Origin of the sequence: Nocardioides sp. 1609, assembly GCF_004522105.1 — a bacterium.
Taxonomy (GTDB): Bacteria; Actinomycetota; Actinomycetes; order Propionibacteriales; family Nocardioidaceae; genus Nocardioides.
Window position 1 is genome coordinate 1 of the sequence record NZ_SPUJ01000007.1, and the last position, 21,524, is coordinate 21,524.

Consider the following 21,524-nt stretch of genomic DNA (forward strand, 5'->3'; position numbering starts at 1 on the left):
CAAGATCCGTGACTGGGCACGCGAGCAAGGCCTCGGAGTGTCTGAGCGCGGACGGATCGCATCCTCGGTTGTCGAGCAGTACGACGCGGCGCACTGACACACCCACCGCCCGCAGCCATGCCGCTGACACAGCATGACGACGCTCTCGCGGCGGCCCTCAAGTCCGGCGTGACGCAACGCGAGCATCGGCATGATCAGACGGATGGCTTGTTCCAGAGGCGGTGGAAGGGGCTAGGTCACATGGCCGTGTGTTCGTGCAGCAGTCCCCTACGCTCGTGGTCTGAGGTGGTCCCATCCGGTCATTGCGTCAGCGTCGAACCCATACGGTGAGCCACCCCGACACCATGTTCGCCAGCCGCAGCATCACCAGACACCTCGTCCGAGGAGCGCTGGGCCTGCCCACAATGGTGGCGGCCTTTGCGCTGGTGCCGTGGCTTGGGCCGCTCGCGCTCCTGCTCATCGTGCCGTCCGCGGCGCTGCTGCGCGGATGCCCGACGTGCTGGGCCCTCGGTCTCGCGCAGACCTGTGCGATCAGCAAGCAGGGGTCCGCGGGTGGATCTCCGACCCCGCCGCCCACTTCCGGCCACACTGATAAACGGCAGCGACGTGCAGCGTCGACACATTCGGTGTGACGCGCCGCCGATGCGCACACTGTCCGCGGCATGGTCGGACGGAGCGATGTGAAGACCCTTCGCGTCCAGGATCTGTCTTCCTCCGCCATCGTCAGCATGTCCCCGATTGCGGGGCCCGTGCGCAACCTCGGCCGGAATAGTCGGTTCACGGTCTTGGTTGAGGTCGCTCGTGGATAAGTTCAGTGGAGAAGACGTCCCGCCCTCGGTGTGGCTGATCACCACCGGAATCTTCGCGATGGTGACCAGTGAGTTCATGGCCGCTGGTCTGCTGCCGGACATCTCGCGCGACATCGGGGTGACGGTCGGCGCGGCTTCGATGCTCATCTCCGGTTTTGCCCTGGGGCAGGTCTTCGGCGGGTGGGCTCTCGGGATGCCGTTGACGCGCTACGGCGCGCGCAACGTGCTGGCCGGGATCCTGGTGCTGTTCGCGCTTGTGCAGACGATCGGCGTGCTGTCCCCGTGGCCGGTGCTGCTGGCGCTGCGGATGGTCAGCGGGCTCGCCCTTGCGGCGTACTTCACTGTCGCCCTGTCGACCGTCACGAGGCTCGTTCCTGGCGAGGCCCAGCCGCAGGCGACCGCTCGCGTCTTCGCCGGCGTCACGATCGGAACCACCCTGGGGCTACCTTTGGCCACCTTCGCTGGGCAGTCGCTCACCTGGCAGTGGGCGTTCCACGCCGACACTGTGGTCGTCTTGCTTGCCGCGGTCGCGATCGCGGCCGCGCTGCCTCCACTGCCCGGTGTGACCCCGACGCCGGCCCGCGAGCTCGTCGGTCAGCTGGCGGACCTCCGGCTGTGGGCCACCTTTGTGACGGCGGGCCTCTCGATCGGGGGCGCGCTGGTGGCGTTCGGCTTCTTCAGCGCGATCCTGCAAGACGAGACCGGCGTCGCCGAGGGCGCGGTGCCATGGCTGCTCACGGTCTACGGACTCGCATCCGTCGTCGGCAACTACTACGTCGGCCGGGTCACCCACACCGGTCCGACCCGGGTTGTGGCGATCGGCGTCGCTGTGATGCTTGCCGGCCTCCTCCTCTTCCGCCTCGCACCCGGTTCGCTTCCCGTGGCCATCCTCGCCCTCATCCTGATCGGCGGCACCGGAGTCAGCCTGAACGCCGCCCACACCGCCCGCACTATCGCCGTCGGCGGGGCGACCCCTGCCGTCATGGCGATGACACCCACGATCGTGACCAGCGGCATCCTGCTCGGCACCGCGACCGGCGGCGTGGTCGCCGACGCCTACGGCGTCCTGGCCCCGCTCGTCGTCGGCGCCTCGCTAGCCGCGCTCGCCCTGATGAGCCTCGTGCCGGAACTGACGTCGCAACGACGTCGAGAGCCAGCCGCGCAGCCGGGCGCCCAGGCGGACGCGTGCCCCATAGCCACGTGACGCCGCGCCATCAGACCTCTTTGCCGTGATGTGAATTGCCAGCGCTCGCGACGACGGCTCGGAAAGCCGGTCGGGTCCAGCGTGCGTAGTCGATGTCACGAGCATCGTCGTCGAGCCAGATCCGAGGACGCCCGACTCTCGGCATGAGCGCGCACTTCGCGCGGGATGGTCGCGCGGAGCCCGCTCGGCGGCATGGTCGGGCGGATGCGGCGCGGCCAGTCGGCTGAGCCAGTTGCGAACGCGAGTTCCGCACGCAACCATCTTCCAATGCCTGAACCGAGTCCTGTGCCCTCGCCACGACTCGTGGCAGCGTGGCTGCGGTTGGACATCCTCCAGGCAGAAGAGGTCCCCATGTGGGCGGCACATTGGCTCGTGGAGGGCCTCGATGGCGACGCCGTGGTTGAGTTGGCTGGCCTGTCAGGCAAGGACTCCAGGGCAGTGAGGGACCTGTTGGCTGTCGCGCTTGAAGAGGCGGGCGTGACCGCATTGACTACTACCCAAGCCGACGTGAAAGTCGCGTTCGACCACATCGCAGCACTTCACACCGACGGCTTGGCCAGTTGGGGCTGGGTTATCGACGTGGTGCACGAGTCCATCTCGTAAGGCAACTACGCCGTCGAATACTTCGAGGAGCCTCTGGCTGCTGTCTATGGCATGGACGACGAACGCGAGGGCAGGTGGGGCCGTCCAGATGAGGAACTAGGCCGGGCTGTCCAGTCTGCGTGCGACCAGCAACTCAGGCGCATCTAGGGATCTATGGACTTCGCCCTCAGCGCGGCATGGTCGGGCGGAGCCCGTGGTGCGGCATGGTCGGGGCTCGAATGAGGGCTCCGCAAGCTTGGCCGTGAATCGAAGAAACAGGGGCCGGTCACGAACAGAGGTATGGGCCCACCGAGTCCGGGACGACAACGGCGTCACCTCGAATCGACCAGCGGTGAAGTTCTGCGCCAACGTCGATGAACTCGGTCTGAAATCCGTCCTTGGTGTCACGAATGACGAAGTCTGTTGACCATGCCGAGTCGGCCTCTAGGCAGACGGACATCAGCTCGTGCTCGATCACGCCGGTGCGAACGACACGCAGCTCGACGCGCGACAGGCTGTCGAAAGGATTCAAACTTCGCACGGTCTGGACCTGGACGACGAGCCGGCCGCCATCGAGCTGCTGGCTGGCAATCAGCGTCGGCTGTAGCACCGTTCCAAAGAGTCCAAGAACGAGAGACAAGGCAGCGAGCAGCGTCCTGATCTCGGCCGCGAGCTCACGGACCCAAGCGACGACTACGAGGACCCCCAACGCGATCCAAAGTGCCGGCGCTTGAGCGACGATGCCGACTCTGTGGTCGGTGAACACGCCTGCCGCGAGCAATCCGACAAGCACTACGAGGGCGACGACGAGGACCAGGGGCCAGCGCCGCTGGGTGCGCAGTTGAGGGGTGTGTTGCCCTGTCTCGCTTGTCATCGCGACGAGTGAACCACGCGCGGCCGGGGGGACGGGCTACGCGCAGGGCCAAGCCCGCTGCCCGACTCTCGGCAGAGTCGGGCGTATCGACCTCTCCCAGAGGCGGTGCATTGACGCGCGTTGGAAGTCGCGCATCAGGATCGGCAGCGGGAGGTCGCTCCCGCTAGCTGATCGGGTGGTCGTGCACCGCCGATGAGAGGTGGACGCCGTTCAGCTCCAGGTAGAGCTGCCGCTCCGTCACGGTGAGCGTGATCGTGTTGCGGCGCTCCATCGTGTCCACCGCTGAATCGATGAACCCGGGATCGAAGCTGTGCAGCACGATCTCGGCGGCGCGGTGGATCCTCGCCCCTGCCCACTGCGCGAGCACCTTGGCCGGGTCGCGGTGCGTGTAGATCGTCGTGCGCTCGGCAGCCTTGCTGCCCGTGTGAAGCCGCGCGGCATCCGGTGCGCCGACCTCGATCCAGGCGAGCAGCTTCCCGCTCAGGTCACGCACCAGCACCGCCGGGGCTTCGGTCGCCGAGATGCCCTCGCTGAAGGCGATGCCCTCTTCGTGCTCGAGACAGTAGGCGAGCACGCGCGTCACGAGGTACGCCTCGGTCTCTGACGGATGCCGCGCCGCGCGCAGCGTGAACTCCTCGTAGACGCCGCGATCCGTGTCGGCCAGCTCGACTTCAAACGTGTGCATAGTCGCGCCGGCCGCCATGGTGCTCAGCCTAGTCCGGGAACGGGGACCTCCCGCGCCGTCATCACCGTCGCCTGATCGCGGCGGACCGACGCGCGCAGCCAGCGGGAAGTCGACCGGCCCGCAGCGCGTTGAGACGACGTGATGCTCTCGCTGCTCGACCGGTCCCGGACTCGCGCCGGCCTGCCCGACGCGGCGGCGCTCGAGGCGACGGTGGCGCGGGCGGAGCACGCGGAGGCGGTGGGCTACGAGCGGTTCTGGGTGGCCGAGCACCATGCGGTGCCGGGGATCGCGTCCGGGACGCCGGCGGTGCTGCTGGCGGCGATCGGGGCGCGGACGTCGCGGATCCGCATCGGGTCGGGTGGGGTGATGCTGCCGCTGCACCAGCCTCTGGTCGTGGCCGAGCAGTTCCTCGTGCTCGACGCGCTGCACTCCGGGCGGGTTGACCTCGGGCTGGGGCGGTCGGCCGGGTTCACGGCGCCGGTGCGTGCGGCGCTGCGGCGAGAGGTCGGGGCGGCGGACTCGTTCGAGGACGACCTGGTCGAGCTGCACGGCTACCTCGACGGCACCGCAGAGGTGACGGCGCGGCCGGTGACGGGTCGCCCGCTGCCGACGTACCTGCTCGCCACCGGGCGGGGCATCGAGACGGCCGCGCGGCACGGGATGCCGGTCGTCGTCGGTGGGCCGGTGCTCGACTCTGAGGAGCTGACCGGGATGCTCGCGCGCTACCGGCGCGAGTTCCGGCCCGGCCGCGACAGCGTGCCGTGGGTGACGATCTCGCTCGACGTGACCGTCGCCGACGACGACGCCACCGCGTGCGAGCTCGCGCTGCCCGAGGCCTGGGCCATGGCGATGTCGCGGCAGACCGGGGAGTTCCCGCCGCTCGAGCCGGTGGCCGCGATCCGGGACGCCGACTGGCCGAGCCAGGTGCGGCGCCGGGTCGAGGACTCGCTGGAGCGAGCCGTGGCCGGCAGCCCCGAGACCGTACGACGGCGGATCGACCGGCTCGCCGAGCGCGCCGGTGCCGACGAGCTGATGGCCAGCACCTCGACCCACGACCGCGACGCGCTGCTCGCCTCCGACCGGATGCTGCGCGACCTCGTCGCCTAGCGGCCCGAGTGGCCTGAGCGGCCTGAGCGGCCTGGGTCGCCGGTCGGGTCCTCGCCTCAGCCCCCGCGCTGCAGCTGGACGACGAGACTGACGTCGCGGACCACGTCGCCGAGGTCGACCTCCCAGCCCTCTCGCGTCGCGGAGCCGCACGGCCGGGGTACGGCGGCGCGCACGCAGGCCACGTTGAGGATCTCCCCCTCGGCGCTGACCCGGCGACGCACGGGCCCGGCCTCGTCGTCGTACTCGAGGTCGAGCACGGGCACGAACACGAGCGACCGGCCGTCGACGGCGGTCGCGGTGCCGACGCGGGGCGGCACGACCCGGTAGGTCACGGTGAACTCGTGGACGAGGCGCCCCAGCGAGACCGACTGCGCCCGCAGGCCGACGGCGACCTGGCTCGCGACGCTCGTCCCCCCGGTGCTGACCTCGACGCCGACGACCTCAGCGACCCCGAGCTGCCCGTAGGGCGGTCCCGGTCGCAGCAGGATCGAGGAGACCGGCGTGGCCGTGACGACCCGGTGCACGATCTCGATGGAGCCGTCGCTCGCCACGACGGCCCGCACGTCCTGGCCCACCGGCTCCTCGAGCGGCGCCGTCGACGCGGGCGGTGCGACCGTGCGCTCGGACCCGCCCCCGTCGCCGAACGACCCCAGGATCAGCACGGCGAAGCCGGCGGTCGCGCCGATGCCGGTCAGCCCGGCGAGCGCGCCGACGGCCCAGTCCCGGCGGTTCCGCGTCATCGGCCCCGCCTCCCGGTCGCCCCGGCCACGGGCACCGCGGAGACCACGGCGAGGTTCTGGTAGCCGCCGCGGGTGGTGTCGTACGGCGGCGCGCAGGTCACCAGGACGAGCCGTCGGGTGCCGCGCGGCGAGTGCAGCCGCGGCCGGCGTTCGAACGACGACCGCGGCACCAGCCGCAGCGAGGTGACCCGGAAGACCTGCTCGAGCCGGCGCGAGCGCAGCCGGACGGTGTCGCCCCGCTGGACCTGCAGCAGGGACGCGAACGGTCCGAGCCCCTGCGCCCTCGAGTCGACGTGGGCCGCGACGAGGGTGCTGCCGAAGGGGTCGCCGACCCGGGATCCCCCCGGCCACCAACCCGCCGCGCGGACGTCGGGCGGCACGTCGAGGAGGCCGTCGGAGGTGGTGCCGGCCTCCAGGACCGGCATCGAGGTGCCGTCGGGGAGCCGGATCGCGACCGGCGGCTCCGGGGTCGAGCTGCCGACCCGCGGTGCGGTCGCCGCCGGCGGCGCCTTCCCGTCGGGCGCCGCGGCGGGGGCGCCCGTCGCGGCCGGGGTGTCGGCGCCGGCCGCCGGCCGGTCGGCGTCCGGAGCGCCGCAGCCGGCGAGCACGAGCGCCAGGGCCGCCGCCGCGGCTGCGCGTGCGGGTACGACGTCTCGGGACAGGCGCCAGGCCGCCTTCCTGGACCGGCGCGGGGTCGCGCCGGTCGGAGAGGGCGCGGGCACCGTCAGCTCGCCGGGGTGGCGAGACCTGCGAGGCCGGCGGAGCCGGTCTCCACCCGCGTGGGCGGCTCGGTGCCGTCGCCGCGCAGCGGGGTCTCGCGGACGATCACTCTCATCGAGCCCTGGCGCGGGTTGCCGACGGCGTAGACCGAGGTCAGCGTGCCGGCGCGCAGCGTCACCTCCAGGGGGCCGAGGATCGGCTTCCCGTCGACGCCGCTGGGGAGCAGGGCGACCTGGTGGGCGCCGGCCGCGACGTCGGCCTCGGCGTACTCGCCGTTGGCGATGTTGGTGAACACGACCTGGCCGTCGACCTCGACGTCGGCCGGTGCCGTCGTCGCGGTGTGCGCCAGGACGACCCGGGCCTTGCCCGGGCCGATCGGGTCCATCGGGGTCGGGTAGATGCTGACGACCGGGTCGCCGTCGACCGCGGCCGGGTTGTGCACGACGACGTCGCTCGACGACCCGGCGCCGACGTCGACGGTCGCCTCGACGGTGCCGCCGTCGAAGGCGAACTCGACCGCGTGCGGGCCGGCGTCCAGCGACACCGGCGGCGCCACGGCCCCGTCGGCGAGCCCGGCGGCCACCTCCTCGCCGTCGACGGTCACGACCATCTCGGCGCCGGGAACGGCCTGGACGAACACCACAAACCCGGCCGCGCGCGGCGACGGTCCCGCCGCGCCGGCACCCGATCCCGGCGCGGCCACGGCCGTCACCGCCGCGACCGCACCGACGACGACTCCGACAGCAAGCAGACGTGAGAACCCCATGACCAACCCCCCGGTAGGAGCGCGCCCGGAGCGCGCTGCCTCATCGTGCGTCGGGGGTCGAGGGACGCGCCGCGCCCGTCGTGCGATTCATCTACGTTGGGGATGCGGGCACGGCGGAGCAGGCTCCGGCGGAGCCGGGATCAGGCGACGGCCTGCTCGGCCTTCTGGCGCTTCTCGAGCTGGACCAGGCGGGCCTGGGCGGCCCGGCGGATCTTGGGACCCTTGGTGCTCATCGCCCACAGCAGCTTGGCCTGCTCGGGGACGTTCTTGACCTCGGTGGTGGCCAGGAAGCCGTTGGGCAGCGACAGCCGGACGACGCGGTGCCAGGCGCTCCCGACCTGCTGCGGCAGCGGGGCCGAGTGGTAGCGCAGGCCGTACTTCTCGAACAGCGCCTGCACCTGCGGGGCGATCTCGGCGTACCGGCTGCTGGGCAGGTCGGGGAAGAGGTGGTGCTCGATCTGGTGGCTCAGGTTGCCGGTCATCAGGTGCATGAACTTCGAGCCCGAGATGTTGGCGGAGCCGAGCATCTGGCGCAGGTACCACTGGCCGCGGGTCTCGTCGGCCGGGATCGACTTGCGCTCGAAGGTCTCGACGCCCTCGGGGAAGTGACCGCACATGATCACCGAGTGCGACCAGAGGTTGCGCACCAGGTTGGCGGTGAAGTTGGCGGCCAGCGTCGGCAGGAACGAGCCGGTCGGGATCGACAGGGCCGGGTGGACGACGTAGTCCTTGGTCGCCTGCTTGCGGATCTTGGCCAGCGTCTTGCGGGCGTTGGCCTTGAAGGTCTCGCTGCGCTTCTCCTTCGGGACCGACAGGTTCTTGCCGAGCTCGAGGTCGTAGGCGGCGATGCCGTACTCGAAGAAGCACGCGTTGATGAAGTTCCACAGCGGCTGGCCCAGGTGCATCGGGTGCCAGCGCTGGTCCTCGTCGATCCGCATGATGCCGTAGCCGAGGTCGTTGTCCTTGCCCACGATGTTGGTGTAGGTGTGGTGGATCTCGTTGTGCGAGTGCTTCCAGCCCTCGGCGGTGGAGGCGTTGTCCCACTCCCACGTGGTCGAGTGGATCTTCGGGTCACGCATCCAGTCCCACTGGCCGTGCATGACGTTGTGGCCGATCTCCATGTTCTCGAGGATCTTGGCGACGCTCAGGCCGACGGTGCCCGCGACCCAGGCCGGCGGGAAGGCGCTGGCCAGCAGGACGGCGCGCGAGCCGAGCTCGAGCTTGCGCTGGACGTCGACGACCTTGCGGATGTAGGCCGCGTCCTTCTCGCCGCGCGCGTCGAGGATGTCCTGACGGATCGCGTCGAGCTCGAGGCCGAGCTGCTCGACGTCGGTGTCCGAGAGGTGCGCGGTCGGGTTGACGGGGAGCTTGGTGATGACGGTCATGAGGAGTCCTGTTCTCGTGGAGATCAGTGGTCGATGGTGCAGGCACCGGCGGCGGCGCTGATGCAGGTCTGGATGGGGACGCCCTCGGGGCCGGTCTCGCCCGGGACGGCGACGGTGATGGCGCCGTTGCGCATGTCGCGGACGGCGCCCGAGCGCATCGGCAGCACGCAGCCGAAGCAGACGCCCATCCGGCAGCCGCTCGGCATCAGGACGCCGACGCTCTCGCCGGCGTCGAGGATCGGGGTGGTGCCGTCGGCGTCGACGGTGATGCCGTTGGTGAAGGTGACGGTGCCACCGTCGCCCGTCTCGCCCAGGGTGACCGGGCGGAACCGCTCGGTGGTGAGGTCGAGGCCGCGGTCGGCGTGGTGCCGCTCGAGGGCGTCGAGCAGGCCGGCCGGGCCGCAGGCGTAGGTGAGCCGGTCGTCCAGGTCGGGGACCAGGTCGGCGAGGTGGTCGACGTCGAGGATCCCGTCGCGGACGTCGTAGCGCTCGACGAGGCGCAGGTGGCCGGCGGCGGCGTGGGCGCGGAGCTCGTCGCGGAACATCGCGGAGTCCTGCGAGACGTTGATGTGCACCAGCACGATGTCGACGGTCGGGACGACGGCGCGCGAGTACAGGTTGCGCAGCATCCCGATGACCGGGGTGATGCCCGAGCCGCCGGTGACCAGGAGGAGCTTGGCCGGCATCGGCACGGGGAGCACGAAGTCGCCCTCGGCCGGGGCCATCTGGATCATCTGGCCGACGCGGGCGCGGTGCACGAGGTGCCCGGAGACGACACCGCCGGGGATCGCCTTGACGGTGATCGAGACGTGGCCGTCGGGGCGCGGGCCGTGGGTCAGCGAGTAGGTGCGCCACAGCCGGACGCCGTCGACGTCGACGCCCACGCGGACGTACTGACCGGGCACGTGGCCGCCCCAGTCCTTGCCCGGCTTGAGGACGATCGTCGCCGAGTCGGCGGTCTCGGGGCGGATCTCGACGATCCGGCCGCGCAGGTCGGCGCCGGCGCGCAGCGGGTGGAAGACGTCGAGGACGTCGTCGAGCTGGAGCGGCGTCACGGCGGCGTCCGCGAGGGCGCGGAGGCGCTGCCTCAGCGTCGGCCGCGGGGTCTCCTGCGGGGTCGGCCGGGCCGGGCCGGCCGCTGAGGCGGCCTCGCGAGGCAGGGCGGTGGACGTCATATCTTCATTGTGCCCGCTGCAGGCGCTAAACTCCTGACCTCACCATGTGAACCTCCCTCGTGCTTTTGTTCACAAAGGACAAAATATGCCGCCACGGCCCCGCCAGACCGCCGCTCATGGCCTGCTGTTGCCTTCGGGGGTGGTGAGCGGGATCCGTGCCGACCTCCCCCGCGTGGCCGACGACGTCGTCGCCGCCATCATCGAGGAGGTCCCGGGCTACACCGATGCGTTCAGCGGGCCCATGGGCGAGACGATATCCAGTGCTGTCCAGATCGCGCTCGGAGGTTTCCTCTCCCTCGCCAGCGGACGCCGCGGGTCCGACCCGCGCACGCCGGCCGCGCCGGCCGTCGAGGGCGCCTACCAGCTCGGCCGCGGCGAGGCGCGCAGCGGTCGCAGCACCGACGCGCTGCTCGCCGCCTACCGCATCGGCGCGCGCGTCTCCTGGCAGCAGATGGCGAGCGGGGCGGTGCGCGCCGGGCTGGACGCCGACACGCTGGCGTCGTTCGCGGCGCTGGTCTTCGCCTACATCGACGAGCTCTCCGCGGCCAGCGTCGCCGGCCACACCGACGAGCTCGCCAGCACCGGCCGGGTGCGCCAGCGCCACCTCGAGCGACTGGCGCAGCACCTGGTCGGCGACTCCACGCCCGAGCAGGTGGTCGCCGCGGCCGAGCGCGCCGACTGGCCGCAGCCGGCCACCCTGACCGCCGTCATCGTCCCGGACTCCCAGGTGCGGCCCGCCCTGGCCTCGCTGCCCGCCGCGACCCTGGTCGCCGTCGAGGCACCCGGGCTCGACGGCGTCGTCCTGCTGCTCGTGCCGGACTCGCACGGCCGCTCCCGCACCGCGCTGCTGCGCACCCTGCGCGGTCGCGGCGCGGTCGTCGGCCCGGCCCGGCCCTGGCTGGAGGTGCGGACGTCGTACCGGCGGGCGCTGCGGGCCCGGGCGCTCGGCCTCCCCGACGACACCGAGCGGCACCTGGCGACCCTCGTGCTCACTGCCGACGCCGACGCGCTCGCCGACCTGCGCGCCCGGGCCCTGGCGCCGCTGGCCGGCCTGCGCCCGGCGACCGTCGAGAAGCTCACCGAGACCCTGCGCGCCTGGCTCCTGCACCAGGGCCGGCGCGACGACACCGCAGCCGCGCTCTTCGTGCACCCGCAGACGGTCCGCTACCGCATGACGCAGCTGCGCGAGGCCTTCGGCGAGGGGCTCGAGGACCCCGACACCGTGCTGGCCCTCACCCTCGCGCTCGGGGTCGCCCCGTAGGTTGGCGCGGTGCGTCGCCTCGTCCCCCTCCTCCTCGCCGGCACCCTCGCGCTCGGCGTCAGCGGCTGCTCGGACGACGGGTCCGCCACCACGCCCCCGCCGGAGCCGACCTCGACCTCGGCGTCGGCCTCGGCGTCGACCTCGGCGGGCGCGCCCGCCGACGCCGTCTCCTACGTCGCCCTCGGCGACTCCTACGCCGCCGCGCCCGGCGTCCCCAACACCTCCGGCGCCGACGGCTGCTTCCGCTCCGACCACAACTACGCCCACCTGGTCGCCGAGGCCGACGAGTCGATCACCCTCACCGACGTCACCTGCAGCGGCGCGACCACCGACACCGTCCTGGCCGACCAGGTGCCGGCGCTCGACGCCGACACCGACCTGGTCACCCTCGGCATCGGCGGCAACGACTTCGAGCTGTTCCTCACCCTGATCGGCCAGTGCAGCGGCGCCGGCCCCGACGCGCCCGGCACGCCGTGCACCGACACGGTCGAGCCCCAGGCCGACGACCTGCTGCCGAAGATCGAGGAGAACATCGGCGCCACCCTGGACGCCGTCCAGGAGGCCGCGCCCGACGCCCGGGTGATCGTCGTCGGCTACCCGGCGCTGCTCCCCCGGCGCGGCACCTGCCCGGACCTGGTGCCGCTCGCCGCCGGCGACTACCCGTTCCTCAACCAGATCACGCAGGGGCTCTCCGACGCCCTCCAGTCCCAGGCCGAGGAGCGCGACCTCGACTTCGTCGACGTCGCCCGGGCCAGCCGCGGCCACGACATCTGCTCCGACGACCCCTGGGTCAACGGCGCCGAGACCGCCCCCGACGGCACCATCCCGTTCCACCCGTTCGCCGCCGAGCAGGCCGCCGTCGCCGACCTGATCACCGCCCTGCGCTGACCCGTCACCCATAGGTGACGGGTCGACCCCGATCCCCCGCTGACCCGTCACCCATAGGTGACGGGTCGACCCCGATCCCCCGCTGACCCGTCACCTATAGGTGACGGGTCGGCGTCCTAGAGGGTGCGGTGGACGACGTCGCCGTCGACGACGGTGAGGGCGACGGTCATGGCCCGGAGGTCGGCTGCGGGGTCGCGGTCGGCGGGGTCGCGGTCAGGGGGGTAGCGGTCGGCGGGGGCCGGGGCGAGCGGGTCGCGGTCGAGGAGGGCGAGGTCGCCGCGGGAGCCGACGCCGACGGTCGGCTGCTCGTCGACGGAGGCCGCGAGCGCCTCGCGCGGGGTGAGCGCGTGCTCGGGGTGCCAGGGGTCGCGGTCGTCGGCGCTGCGGTGGACGGCGGCCGCGATCGACAGCCACGGGTCGAGCGGCGAGACCGGGGCGTCCGACCCGAGCACCAGCCGGACGCCGGCGTCGAGCATCCAGCGGAACGCGAACGACCGGTCCCCGCGGCCCGGCCAGATCAGCTCGGTGAGGTCGCGGTCGTCGAGCAGGTGCGACGGCTGCACGCTGGCGCGCAGGTCGAGCGCGGCGAGCCGGGCGACGTCGTCCCGGGCGATCAGCTGGGCGTGCTCGACCGAGCCGGTCGCGCCGGTCGCTGCGTAGGCGTCGAGCGCCGCAGCGACGGCGGCGTCCCCGATCGCGTGCGTGGCGACGGTGAGGCCCGACATGTGCGCGCGGGCGAGCAGCGCCTGCAGCTCGTGCGGCGCGAGGTTCGCGGCGCCCGAGGGGTACGGCAGCCGGTCGCCGTCGGAGTACGGCTCGCAGCACCACGCCGTCCGGGTGTTGAGCGAGCCGTCGCTGATGATCTTGAGCGAGCCCATCACGAGCCGGCCGTCGCCGTCGAGCGGGTGACCGGTGCGCAGCCCGGCGGCGATGACGTCCTCGAGCCCCTCGGCGTACGTCGCCATCCGCACCCGCAGCAGGTCGCACCCGGCCCCCCACCGCTCCACCCACTCGGCAGCGCCGCCGGTGAACTCGAAGTCGACCAGCCCGACCACCCCGCGGGCGGCGGCGTCCTCGAGCGAGGCGCGGTACGCCGGCGCGCCGGTGCCGTCGTCGCCGGTGAGCCGGGTGAGGCGCTCGTAGGCCGCGAACCACTCGTTCTCGCGCACCACGTCGTCGCGGGCGCCGAGCCCGAGCGCGGCGAGCGCGGCGCTGTTGAGCCAGGCGTGGTGGGCGTCGCCGGCGATCAGCACGACCGGCGTGACCCCGGAGACGGCGTCCAGCTCGGCGACCGTCGCGTCGCGCGCCCAGACGCCGGGGCGGTGTCCCCAGCCGATGACGGGGTGGCCGGGCGAGGCGCTGACCAGGGCGCCGACCAGGGCGCAGGCGTCGTCGGGTGAGCCGACGCCGGCGGTGTCGACCCGCTGCCGGGTGAGCGTCCACTGGCCCAGGTGCACGTGCTGGTCCCACAGACCTGGGGCCAGCCACCGGCCGCCCGCGGCGACCTCCTCGACGCCGTCCGGCCGCGTCAGCGACGACCCGACCTCGGCGACCCGCCCGTCGCGCACCAGGACGTCGACCGGCTCGCCGCCCGCCGGCGCGGCCTCGCCGTCGCCCAACGGCACGATCCGGCACTCGCGCAGCAGCAGGTCGCCCACGCGAGGACGCTAACGGACCGGGATAGGGTCTCGACCGTGAGGTGGTGGGTCTCGGGTGCCGTGCTGCTGGCGCTCGTCGTCGGCGGCGCGGGCGGCTACGCCGTCGGGAGCCGCGACGAGCCGTCGTCGCCGGGCCGCAGCACGTTCGCCGACCCGGTCCCGGTCCAGGCCGACCACCCCCGGCTCCCGGTCCAGCTCTACGAGCCGGACCCGGACGACAAGCCGCTCGTGCCCGGCATCCCGCTGGAGCAGGTCCGGCTGACCGCGCTCAACGCGAAGGGCCAGCCCTCGAAGTACTCGGTGTCGGTGCCGATCCCGAAGGAGTGGGACGACTCCTTCAACGGGGTGTCGCGGTGGACCTTCACCAAGGCCGGCAACGACACGATGTCCTTCGGGATGCGCCTGGACATCATCGCCGGCGACAAGGAGTCGATGGACCGTGCCATCTCGATCCGCCAGGCGCAGCTCCGGTCGGCGAACGCCCAGGGCAACCTGCACGACGTCGAGTTCTCCGCGCAGGACGACTCCGGGTTCACCGTGACCTTCGTCGAGGACGGGTACCGACGCATCAGCATGGAGCTGTTCATCCCCGACCCCGATGGCAACGCCTTCGCCGCCATCGCGGTCTACGGCCGCGAGCGCGACCTGAGCGGCATCGAGGACCTGGTCTCGCTCGTCGACGCGAACATCACCACGATTCAGAGGCCGTAGGTCCGCACCGCGTCGAGCACCCGGACGGCGGAGCCCCGGTCGCTGCTCCGCAGCTGGACCCACAGCAGCTGACCGTCGTTGACCCGCACCACGCGCTCGACGATCACGGCGGCGCCGCCGCTGCACCCGGCGTAGAACACCGTCACCGACGGCGGCGCCGGGCCGAGCTCGTCGCGCTGCGGGTCGCCCGCCGACGAGCACTGCTGGTGTCCCGGCACCTCGTCGGGCAGCTCGGTGCCCGGGAGCAGACCGAGGAAGATCCCCTCGCCGTCGGTCGTCCAGGACGCCGACGTGCCGACCGACAGCGCGGCGTACTCGGTGTCGGTCGCGTTCGGCGGCGTCCAGGGTGCACCCGACTGGGCGTCCCAGCCCGGGGGCACGGTCACCTCCAGCTGGCCGGACTCGTCCTCGACGGTCGCCGCCGCGGGCTCCGGCTCGGAGTCACCGGCCCGTTGGCCGTAGTAGCCGGCGGCCGCGCCGGCGCCGAGCGCGACGACGACGGCGGCCGCGATCGCGAGGCTCCGGCCGACGCGGCTCCTCCGCCTCGGCGGCACCGGGTCGGGCAGCGGGCCGGTGCTCGACAGCGGCGAGGGGCGCTCGCCGGGCTGCGTGAGGGCCGGGTCGACGGGCAGGGCGCGGACGCCGCCGTCCGGGGAGTCCCACCCGTCGAGGGCGGCGGTCACCTCGGCGACGTACGCCGCGACCGAGGGCCAGCGGTACTCGCGGTCGTGCGCGAGCGCGCGGCGGACGACGGCCTCGACGCCCTCGGGGAGCTCGCGGCCCGGCGTGGAGAGCGGCAGCGGGTCGGTGGGGGCCGCGGCCGAGGACAGGCTGCCGTGGTTCCACGGGAGCCGGCCGCTGAGGAGGAGGAAGGTGAGCACGCCGAGGCTGAACTGGTCGGCGCGCGCGTCGGGCGTCTCGCCCTGCGCCTGCTCGGGCGCGACGTAGGCCGGCGTGCCGGCGATCATCGTCAGCCGCGAGGAGACGTCGAGCGCCTTGCCGAGGCCGAGGTCGCCGACCATCGCCCGCACCTCGCCCGAGCCGTGGTGCCCCTCGATGGTCCGGAACAGCACGTTGGCCGGCTTCACGTCGCGGTGCAGGATGCCGCGGTCGTGCAGCGCCTGCAGCCCGGCGCCGACCTGGCTGACCACCTCGAGCGCCTGCGGCACCGTCACCCGGCCCGCCGCGAGCCGGTCGGCGAGGGTGCCCTGGTCGGCGTAGGCCATCACGAGGTAGGGCCGGCCGTCGTCGAGCGCGCCCGCGTCGTAGACCGGGACGACGTGCGGGGACTCCACGCGCCGCAGGTAGCGGCCCTCCTCGACGAACCGGGTGCGGACCTCGTGCTGCTCGGACCAGTTGTCGGCGAGCACCTTGACGGCCACGGGGGCGTCGAGCTGCTCGTCGTAGGCGAGCCAGACGGTCGCGAACCCGCCGCTGCCGATCCGCCGCCGGACCGCGTAGCGACCCAGGTGGCTCGGACCGAGACTCGACACCCCTGCATTATGTTCGACGCCACAGGGGAAGGAGCATCGGCATGACCGCCATCAGTGGAGACGTCGCGACACCCGACGAGATCGACGAGCTCGCCCACCGCGCCCAGGACGGCGACCGGGAGGCCCTCGAGCTCGTGCTCGCCGCCATCCGGCCGCGCACGCTCAACGTCTGCCGCGGGGTGCTCCCCTTCACCCCCGACGCCGAGGACGCCTGCCAGGAGGCGCTGCTCAACATCGCCACCAAGATCGGCTCCTGGGGCGGCCGCGGCCGGTTCACCACCTGGACCCACGTCGTCGCCGTCAACTCGGCCCGCACGACGTACCGGCGGATGAAGAACCAGGCCGTCGCGACCGACCCGCAGGAGCACAACGTCGTCGGCGAGAAGCCCGACCCGCGCACCACCAGCGTCATCGCCGGCACCCGGCTCGACCTGCTCGAGGCGATGGAGACGATCGAGCGCGACCACCCGCAGTACGTCGAGCCGCTGCTGCTGCGCGACGTCTACGGCATGGCCTACGACGAGATCGCCACGCTGCTCGGCGTCCCGCTCGGCACCGTGAAGGCGCAGATCCACCACGGCCGCAAGCTCGCCCGCCCGCTGCTGCGGGGCGAGGCGTGACCCCGCTGCCACGGCGGGCCCTGGTCGGCACCACCCTGGTCTCGTTGGCGCTCGTCGCCGCCGGGTGCGGCTCCGCCGGCAAGGTCGCGTCGTCGTCCGAGCCGACCGCGTCACCGTCGGCGTCCCCGTCGTCAGGGTCGTCACCGTCGTCGCCCTCCGGCGAGGACCCGACGGACCCCGCTCCCCAGGGCGACCTCGACCTCGGGCTCAGCGAGCCGGCCGAGGACTCCTACTACCCCGAGGTCGGCGACCCGTCGGTCGACGCCCTGCACTACGACCTCGACCTCACGTGGGACCCCGAGACCGACACCCTCACCGGCACCGAGACGCTCACCTTCCGCTCCACCGGCACCGCCGAGCAGTTCCAGCTCGACTTCGCCGAGCCGCTCGAGATCAACTCGCTGTCGCTCGACGGGGCCGAGGTCGACCACGAGCACCGCGGCAAGGACCTCGTCGTCATGGCGCCCGTCGAGGAGGACGGCCGGTACGAGCTCGTCATCGAGTACGCCGGCACCCCCGCTCCGGTCCCGGCCCCGACCGAGCGCTCGGACCTGGCCACCACAGGCTTCACGATCGACGCCGAGCACCAGACCTGGACCATGCAGGAGCCCTTCGGCGCCTACACCTGGTACGCCGTCAACGACCAGCCCGCCGACAAGGCCCTCTACGACTTCACCCTGCACGTGCCCGACCCGTGGACGGGCATCGCGAACGGCGCGAAGGTCTCCGACGAGGTCACCGGCGGCGATGGCGGCACCCACACGACGGCGTTCCACCTGGCCGAGCCGGCGGCGGCGTACCTGGTGACGCTGGCGTTCGGCGACTACGTCGAGACCACCGACGTCGGCCCGAACGACGTCCCGATCACCTACTGGACGCCGCGGGACATGGAGCCCGGCAGCGGGCTGCGCTACTCCCCCGAGGCGATGGCCTGGCTCGAGACCTACCTCGGCCCGTACCCGTTCGACACCGCCGGGATCCTCGTCGTCGACTCCGAGAGCGGCATGGAGACCCAGACCATGATCACCCTGGGCGACACGGAGTACTCGATGGCCGAGAACACGGTTGTGCACGAGTTCGCCCACCAGTGGTACGGCGACCAGGTCACGCCCGACGACTGGCGAGACGTGTGGATGAACGAGGGCATGGCGATGTACCTCCAGCTGGTGTGGGAGGCGGAGCAGTCCGACGTCCCGCTCGACGCCTACCTCGAGGGCTACGCGAGCTACGAGTCCGACTACCGCGCCCAGTCCGGCCCGCCCGCCGACTACGACCCCGCCGCCTTCGGCAGCTCCAACGTCTACTTCAGCGGCGCCTTCTTCTGGCACGCGCTCCGCAAGCAGGTCGGCGACGAGGTCTTCCTCGCGGCCGTGAAGGGCTGGCCGCAGTCCCAGGACAACCGCAGCACCGACCGCGAGACGCTCCTGGCCTACCTCGAGGAGCAGACCGGCGAGGACCTCGACGCCCTCTGGGACGCGTGGCTGCTCGGCGAGACGAGCCCCGAGCTCCCCTGACGCGCTCCGGGTCGTCGGGCGGCCGGTCGGCGGCCGGTGGCCGGCGGGTGGTGGCCGGCGGGTGGTGGCCCCAGCCGCGCAATTGCCGACGCTGGCTCACTTCTCCCGACCGGAACCGAGCCAAGTCCGGCAATTGCGCGCGCGGGGCGGTCGGACGCCGGCATCGACCCCGGTGGGGGGTCAGGCCTCGTTCGGGAGCACCAGCCGCGGCACCCCGCCGAGACCGAGGCGGTAGCGGACGTGGGTGGCGTGCTCGGCGAGCTTGGCCCAGAGCGCGGCGTGCGCGGCCCACGGCAGCGGGTCGTCGCCGTGGTACCAGCTGTCGCCGAAGGAGATCCACACCGGCGTCCAGGAGCGCGCGTCGTCCCAGGCGCCACGCCTGGCCTCCACCATCCGGCGCCGGATCTGGAAGGCCTGCCGGGGGCCGTCGGCGCAGATCGGCGCGGTCGCGACCGGCCACACCCACAGGTCGAGCGGCATCAGGTCGAGCTCGAGCTCGCGCAGCATCGCGGGGTCGACCAGCACGGTCGCCACGTTCTGGTGTGGAGGCCTCACGCAACGGAGGCTACGTCGCGCTCCACGCCCTGAGTACCTCCCTCTCGTGGTCCCGGGACAACCCCGTGCGCGGCGCGTCCGGGTGCGCCCGCAGCCACGCGAGCGTGTCGCGCGCCGTCTCCGCGACCGGCCTGACCGTCAGGCCGGCGTCGAGCGAGGGTCGTGCGTCGTGGGCGAGCATCCCGTCGTGCTCCGGACGCGGCAGCCACAGCGGCAGCCCGCGCTCGCCCGACCACGGCTCGACACCGTGCCGGGCGAGCACGTCGCTCGGCACCCAGGTGAGGGCGGCGTCCGACCCCACGCCCTCCGCCACCCGGGCGAGCAGGTCGCCGATCGGCGTCGCGGGGCCGACGCCGTCGTACGCCCCGGCGGTGCGCCGCTCGGCCGCGGTGACGAGCCAGGCGGCCAGGTCGCGCACGTCGATGACCTGGACGACGTCGTCCGGGCTCCCGCCGGCCAGGACCGCCGAGCCGTCGGCGGCCTCTACGAGCCGCTCGGGCCAGTAGCCGAAGCGGGACGTCGGGTCGCCCGGCCCGCAGATCAGTCCCGGCCGGACGATGGTCGAGGACGCCGCGCTCGCCGTCACCGCCTCCTCGCAGCCGACCTTCAGCGCGCCGTAGACGTCGGGGTCGCCGGCGGTGACGCCCTCCTCGGAGTGGAGCGCGTCGACCAGCGGCAGCGTGCCGGGTCGGCCGCCGGGGGTGGCGGTGTCGGCGTAGACGTTGACGGTCGAGACGAAGACCCAGTGCGCGTCGGTCCACGCCGACAGGGCGGCGCGGACCCACGACGGGTGCCGGGCGACGTCGACCACCGCGTCGACGCGGCCGACGGCGTCACCCGGGGCCGGGTCGCCGGCGCCGCGGTCCCAGCGCACCAGCGTCGCGCCCTCCGGCACCGGTCCCGAGGTGCCGCGACAGGCGCAGACCACCTCGTGCCCGCGGCGGACCGCCTCCGCCGCGACCGCCTCCGACAGGAACACCGTGCCGCCGAGCACCAGGAGTCGCATGGCCCCACCTCATCTGCTCCCGGCGTCCGGGGCAAGGGATTCCGCCCTGAGCAGCACCGCGCCACCGACGACGCCGTCCGACGACGCCGTCCGGCGAGCGTCGCGGCTCAGGGGGTCGGGGGTGAGGTGCTGAGGAGGTCGCCGATGCAGCTCAGCCCGGCCTGGAGGATCGGTCCGGCGATGGCGGGGTCGTCGGCGTCGGCGAGGAACTGGAGGTCGTCGTCGAGGATGCCGAGCTGCTGCAGCCCGTCGACCCCCTCCTGCTCGACGAGGTTGCGGGCGATGCAGGCGCTGCTCGCCGGGTCGGCGCCGGCGCTCGGGTCCTCGAGGAAGGCCGCGGTGAGGTTGGCGATCGCCCGCTCCTCCTCGCTGCCCCCACCGCCGTCGGTCGCGGTGGACGAGGCCGGGCCCGCCGTCGGGTCGGTCGTCGCGCCGCCACCGTCGCCGCCGTCCACGAGCAGCACCGTGGTGACCACCCCGCCCACCCCGAGGACGACGGCGAGGACCGCGACCGCGACCCAGGTGCGCCTGCGGGGGCTCGGTCCCGACGGACCCGGCCGCGACGGCGGGCCACCGGTCGCGGCGCTGAACGTCGGCGGCGCCGGCGACGGCGTGCGGAACGGCGGCGCGGGCGGCGCCGTCGTCCGTGCTCCCGGTGCGGGGGTGGGCGTGGGCGTCGGGAGCTGGGGCGGTGCGAAGTGCCACGGCTGCCCCGGCCGGGGCGTCGTGAGCTCCGACGCGCGCTCGGTGTCGTCGTGCGGCCGCACCGGCGTCGCGTCGTCGGGGAGGCGGACGACCCGGCGCAGGTCGTCGCGCATGGCGGTCGCGGACGGGTAGCGGTCGCCCGGCTGCTTGGCCAGCGCCCGCCGCAGCACCCGGTTGACCTCGGCGGCGAGCGGGCCGGTCGGCGCGAGCTGCGGGACGTCGTCCTCGAGGTGGGCCATCACGATCTGGTAGTCGGTGGCGCCGCTGTAGGGCGCCCGCCCGCTCAGCGTCGCCCACAGCAGGCACCCGAGGGAGTAGACGTCGGAGGCCGGCCCGGCCTCGGAGCCGGTGTGCAGCTCGGGCGCCATGTAGGTCGGCGTGCCGACCGTGCCGCCGACCTGCGTGAGCTGCGTCGCGGCGCCGACCTGCCGGGCGATGCCGAAGTCGCCGAGGTAGGCGGTCAGGGCGTTGTCGCGGTTGCGGAGCAGCACGTTCGCGGGCTTGATGTCGCGGTGGATCAGGCCGGCGGCGTGCGCGTCGGCGAGCCCGTCGGCCACCTGGGAGATCAGGTTGACCGCGATCCGCGCGGGCGGGCGGCCGTGCCGCGCGAGCATCTGGCCGAGGTCGCCGTCCGGGATCAGCTGGGAGGCGATGTACAGCCGTCCGTCGGCCTCGCCGAAGGAGTAGACCTGCACGACGTGCGGGGAGTCGAGCGAGGCCTGCGCCTGCGCCTCCCGGGTGAACCGGGCCCGGAAGCCCTCGTCGTCGCCGATCCGCGGCGTAATCACCTTGAGCGCGACCTGGCGGTTCAGCTGGGTGTCGAGGGCCAGGAAGACGATGCCCATCCCGCCGACCCCGAGGCGTCGTCCGAGCCGGAACGGGCCCAGCTGGGAGCCCTTCTCGGGGGAACCGGTCGACGTGGTCATGACAGCCTCTCTACCCGCTCGGGGCGGCGGCAGTCGCCGGTCCTCCCGCTCGGACAGGGGCCAGTTTGCCCAATCGCCGTCCTGCGGTCCGCAGGTGGTGTCACCATCGAGGCTCACCCAGGCGCGTGACAGCGCGCGGT

At 73.1% G+C, this 21,524-nt stretch carries 20 protein-coding genes; 8 read left to right on the forward strand and 12 right to left on the reverse strand.

What is annotated here, in order from left to right; genetic code table 11:
* The first annotated feature begins 801 nt into the window (after positions 1–801).
* Positions 802–2,013, forward strand: a complete 1,212-nt coding sequence (locus tag E4623_RS18680) for an MFS transporter (protein ID WP_134768095.1) — start codon at positions 802–804, stop codon at positions 2,011–2,013.
* 321 nt (positions 2,014–2,334) lie between these two features.
* Positions 2,335–2,616, forward strand: coding sequence for a hypothetical protein (locus E4623_RS18685; protein WP_134768096.1), 282 nt, complete (start codon positions 2,335–2,337; stop codon positions 2,614–2,616).
* A gap of 265 nt (positions 2,617–2,881) precedes the next feature.
* Here E4623_RS18685 and E4623_RS18690 read toward each other — a convergent pair whose 3' ends face one another.
* Together E4623_RS18690 and E4623_RS18695 are read right to left on the reverse strand one after the other, a co-directional pair.
* Positions 2,882–3,469: a hypothetical protein gene (locus tag E4623_RS18690; RefSeq protein ID WP_134768097.1), complete on the reverse strand. Its 588-nt coding sequence runs from the start codon at positions 3,467–3,469 to the stop codon at positions 2,882–2,884.
* A 163-nt stretch (positions 3,470–3,632) separates the two neighbouring features.
* Positions 3,633–4,172 (reverse strand): YaeQ family protein, encoded by a 540-nt coding sequence (locus E4623_RS18695; RefSeq protein ID WP_134768098.1) that lies wholly within the window; start codon positions 4,170–4,172, stop codon positions 3,633–3,635.
* Between the two features lie 123 nt (positions 4,173–4,295).
* Between E4623_RS18695 and E4623_RS18700 the strand changes: the two genes are divergently transcribed.
* The gene (locus E4623_RS18700; protein WP_167736756.1) at positions 4,296–5,261 is read left to right on the forward strand and encodes an MsnO8 family LLM class oxidoreductase; all 966 of its coding nucleotides are present in this window, start codon (positions 4,296–4,298) and stop codon (positions 5,259–5,261) included.
* 56 nt (positions 5,262–5,317) lie between these two features.
* On the opposite strand, the gene E4623_RS18705 is transcribed toward E4623_RS18700, so the two are convergent.
* The 5 genes from E4623_RS18705 to E4623_RS18725 form a co-directional block, all read right to left on the reverse strand.
* Positions 5,318–6,001 (reverse strand): hypothetical protein, encoded by a 684-nt coding sequence (locus E4623_RS18705; protein WP_134768100.1) that lies wholly within the window; start codon positions 5,999–6,001, stop codon positions 5,318–5,320.
* Positions 5,998–6,723 (reverse strand): class F sortase, encoded by a 726-nt coding sequence (locus E4623_RS18710; protein ID WP_134768101.1) that lies wholly within the window; start codon positions 6,721–6,723, stop codon positions 5,998–6,000. The genes E4623_RS18705 and E4623_RS18710 overlap by 4 nt, the downstream gene beginning before the upstream one ends.
* A gap of 2 nt (positions 6,724–6,725) precedes the next feature.
* Positions 6,726–7,487 (reverse strand): DUF4397 domain-containing protein, encoded by a 762-nt coding sequence (locus tag E4623_RS18715; protein WP_134768102.1) that lies wholly within the window; start codon positions 7,485–7,487, stop codon positions 6,726–6,728.
* Between the two features lie 140 nt (positions 7,488–7,627).
* Positions 7,628–8,872 (reverse strand): acyl-CoA desaturase, encoded by a 1,245-nt coding sequence (locus E4623_RS18720; protein ID WP_134768103.1) that lies wholly within the window; start codon positions 8,870–8,872, stop codon positions 7,628–7,630.
* Positions 8,873–8,895: 23 nt separating this feature from the next.
* Positions 8,896–10,047: a ferredoxin reductase gene (locus tag E4623_RS18725; protein ID WP_134768104.1), complete on the reverse strand. Its 1,152-nt coding sequence runs from the start codon at positions 10,045–10,047 to the stop codon at positions 8,896–8,898.
* Positions 10,048–10,189: 142 nt separating this feature from the next.
* On the opposite strand from E4623_RS18725, the gene E4623_RS18730 reads away from it, so the two are divergent.
* Together E4623_RS18730 and E4623_RS18735 are read left to right on the forward strand one after the other, a co-directional pair.
* Positions 10,190–11,308, forward strand: a complete 1,119-nt coding sequence (locus E4623_RS18730; protein ID WP_245155170.1) for a PucR family transcriptional regulator — start codon at positions 10,190–10,192, stop codon at positions 11,306–11,308.
* A gap of 9 nt (positions 11,309–11,317) precedes the next feature.
* Positions 11,318–12,196 (forward strand): SGNH/GDSL hydrolase family protein, encoded by an 879-nt coding sequence (locus E4623_RS18735; RefSeq protein ID WP_134768106.1) that lies wholly within the window; start codon positions 11,318–11,320, stop codon positions 12,194–12,196.
* A gap of 116 nt (positions 12,197–12,312) precedes the next feature.
* Here the strand turns inward: E4623_RS18735 and E4623_RS18740 are convergent, their stop codons facing one another.
* Positions 12,313–13,854: an amidohydrolase family protein gene (locus E4623_RS18740; protein WP_134768107.1), complete on the reverse strand. Its 1,542-nt coding sequence runs from the start codon at positions 13,852–13,854 to the stop codon at positions 12,313–12,315.
* A 36-nt stretch (positions 13,855–13,890) separates the two neighbouring features.
* Here E4623_RS18740 and E4623_RS18745 point away from each other — a divergent pair, with 36 nt between their 5' ends.
* Positions 13,891–14,565: a hypothetical protein gene (locus E4623_RS18745; protein WP_134768108.1), complete on the forward strand. Its 675-nt coding sequence runs from the start codon at positions 13,891–13,893 to the stop codon at positions 14,563–14,565.
* Here the strand turns inward: E4623_RS18745 and E4623_RS23045 are convergent.
* A complete protein-coding gene (locus E4623_RS23045; RefSeq protein ID WP_209020767.1) occupies positions 14,553–16,058 on the reverse strand; it encodes a serine/threonine-protein kinase in 1,506 nt (501 codons plus the stop codon). The two genes, E4623_RS18745 and E4623_RS23045, sit on opposite strands and share 13 nt — an antisense overlap.
* 41 nt (positions 16,059–16,099) lie before the next feature.
* On the opposite strand from E4623_RS23045, the gene E4623_RS18755 reads away from it, so the two are divergent.
* Together E4623_RS18755 and E4623_RS18760 are read left to right on the forward strand one after the other, a co-directional pair.
* Positions 16,100–16,678 (forward strand): RNA polymerase sigma factor, encoded by a 579-nt coding sequence (locus tag E4623_RS18755; protein ID WP_209020768.1) that lies wholly within the window; start codon positions 16,100–16,102, stop codon positions 16,676–16,678.
* Positions 16,675–18,192: a M1 family metallopeptidase gene (locus E4623_RS18760; RefSeq protein WP_134768109.1), complete on the forward strand. Its 1,518-nt coding sequence runs from the start codon at positions 16,675–16,677 to the stop codon at positions 18,190–18,192. The genes E4623_RS18755 and E4623_RS18760 overlap by 4 nt, the downstream gene beginning before the upstream one ends.
* 180 nt (positions 18,193–18,372) lie before the next feature.
* On the opposite strand, the gene E4623_RS18765 is transcribed toward E4623_RS18760, so the two are convergent.
* The 3 genes from E4623_RS18765 to E4623_RS18775 form a co-directional block, all read right to left on the reverse strand.
* On the reverse strand, positions 18,373–18,747 hold the full coding sequence (locus tag E4623_RS18765; RefSeq protein WP_245155171.1) for a hypothetical protein: 375 nt from the start codon (positions 18,745–18,747) through the stop codon (positions 18,373–18,375).
* A gap of 10 nt (positions 18,748–18,757) precedes the next feature.
* Positions 18,758–19,753: an NAD-dependent epimerase/dehydratase family protein gene (locus tag E4623_RS18770; RefSeq protein WP_134768110.1), complete on the reverse strand. Its 996-nt coding sequence runs from the start codon at positions 19,751–19,753 to the stop codon at positions 18,758–18,760.
* 107 nt (positions 19,754–19,860) lie between these two features.
* Positions 19,861–21,384 (reverse strand): serine/threonine-protein kinase, encoded by a 1,524-nt coding sequence (locus E4623_RS18775; protein ID WP_134768111.1) that lies wholly within the window; start codon positions 21,382–21,384, stop codon positions 19,861–19,863.
* Between the last annotated feature and the right edge of the window lie 140 nt (positions 21,385–21,524).

Coding starts and splice junctions, on each gene's coding strand:
- E4623_RS18715 (WP_134768102.1), bottom strand. CDS start 7,487: ATGGGGTTCTCACGTCTGCTTGCTGTCGGAGTCGTCGTCGGTGCGGTC.
- E4623_RS18705 (WP_134768100.1), bottom strand. CDS start 6,001: ATGACGCGGAACCGCCGGGACTGGGCCGTCGGCGCGCTCGCCGGGCTG.
- E4623_RS18720 (WP_134768103.1), bottom strand. CDS start 8,872: ATGACCGTCATCACCAAGCTCCCCGTCAACCCGACCGCGCACCTCTCG.
- E4623_RS18695 (WP_134768098.1), bottom strand. CDS start 4,172: ATGGCGGCCGGCGCGACTATGCACACGTTTGAAGTCGAGCTGGCCGAC.
- E4623_RS18700 (WP_167736756.1), top strand. CDS start 4,296: ATGCTCTCGCTGCTCGACCGGTCCCGGACTCGCGCCGGCCTGCCCGAC.
- E4623_RS18755 (WP_209020768.1), top strand. CDS start 16,100: ATGACCGCCATCAGTGGAGACGTCGCGACACCCGACGAGATCGACGAG.
- E4623_RS18690 (WP_134768097.1), bottom strand. CDS start 3,469: ATGACAAGCGAGACAGGGCAACACACCCCTCAACTGCGCACCCAGCGG.
- E4623_RS18770 (WP_134768110.1), bottom strand. CDS start 19,753: ATGCGACTCCTGGTGCTCGGCGGCACGGTGTTCCTGTCGGAGGCGGTC.
- E4623_RS18775 (WP_134768111.1), bottom strand. CDS start 21,384: ATGACCACGTCGACCGGTTCCCCCGAGAAGGGCTCCCAGCTGGGCCCG.
- E4623_RS18725 (WP_134768104.1), bottom strand. CDS start 10,047: ATGACGTCCACCGCCCTGCCTCGCGAGGCCGCCTCAGCGGCCGGCCCG.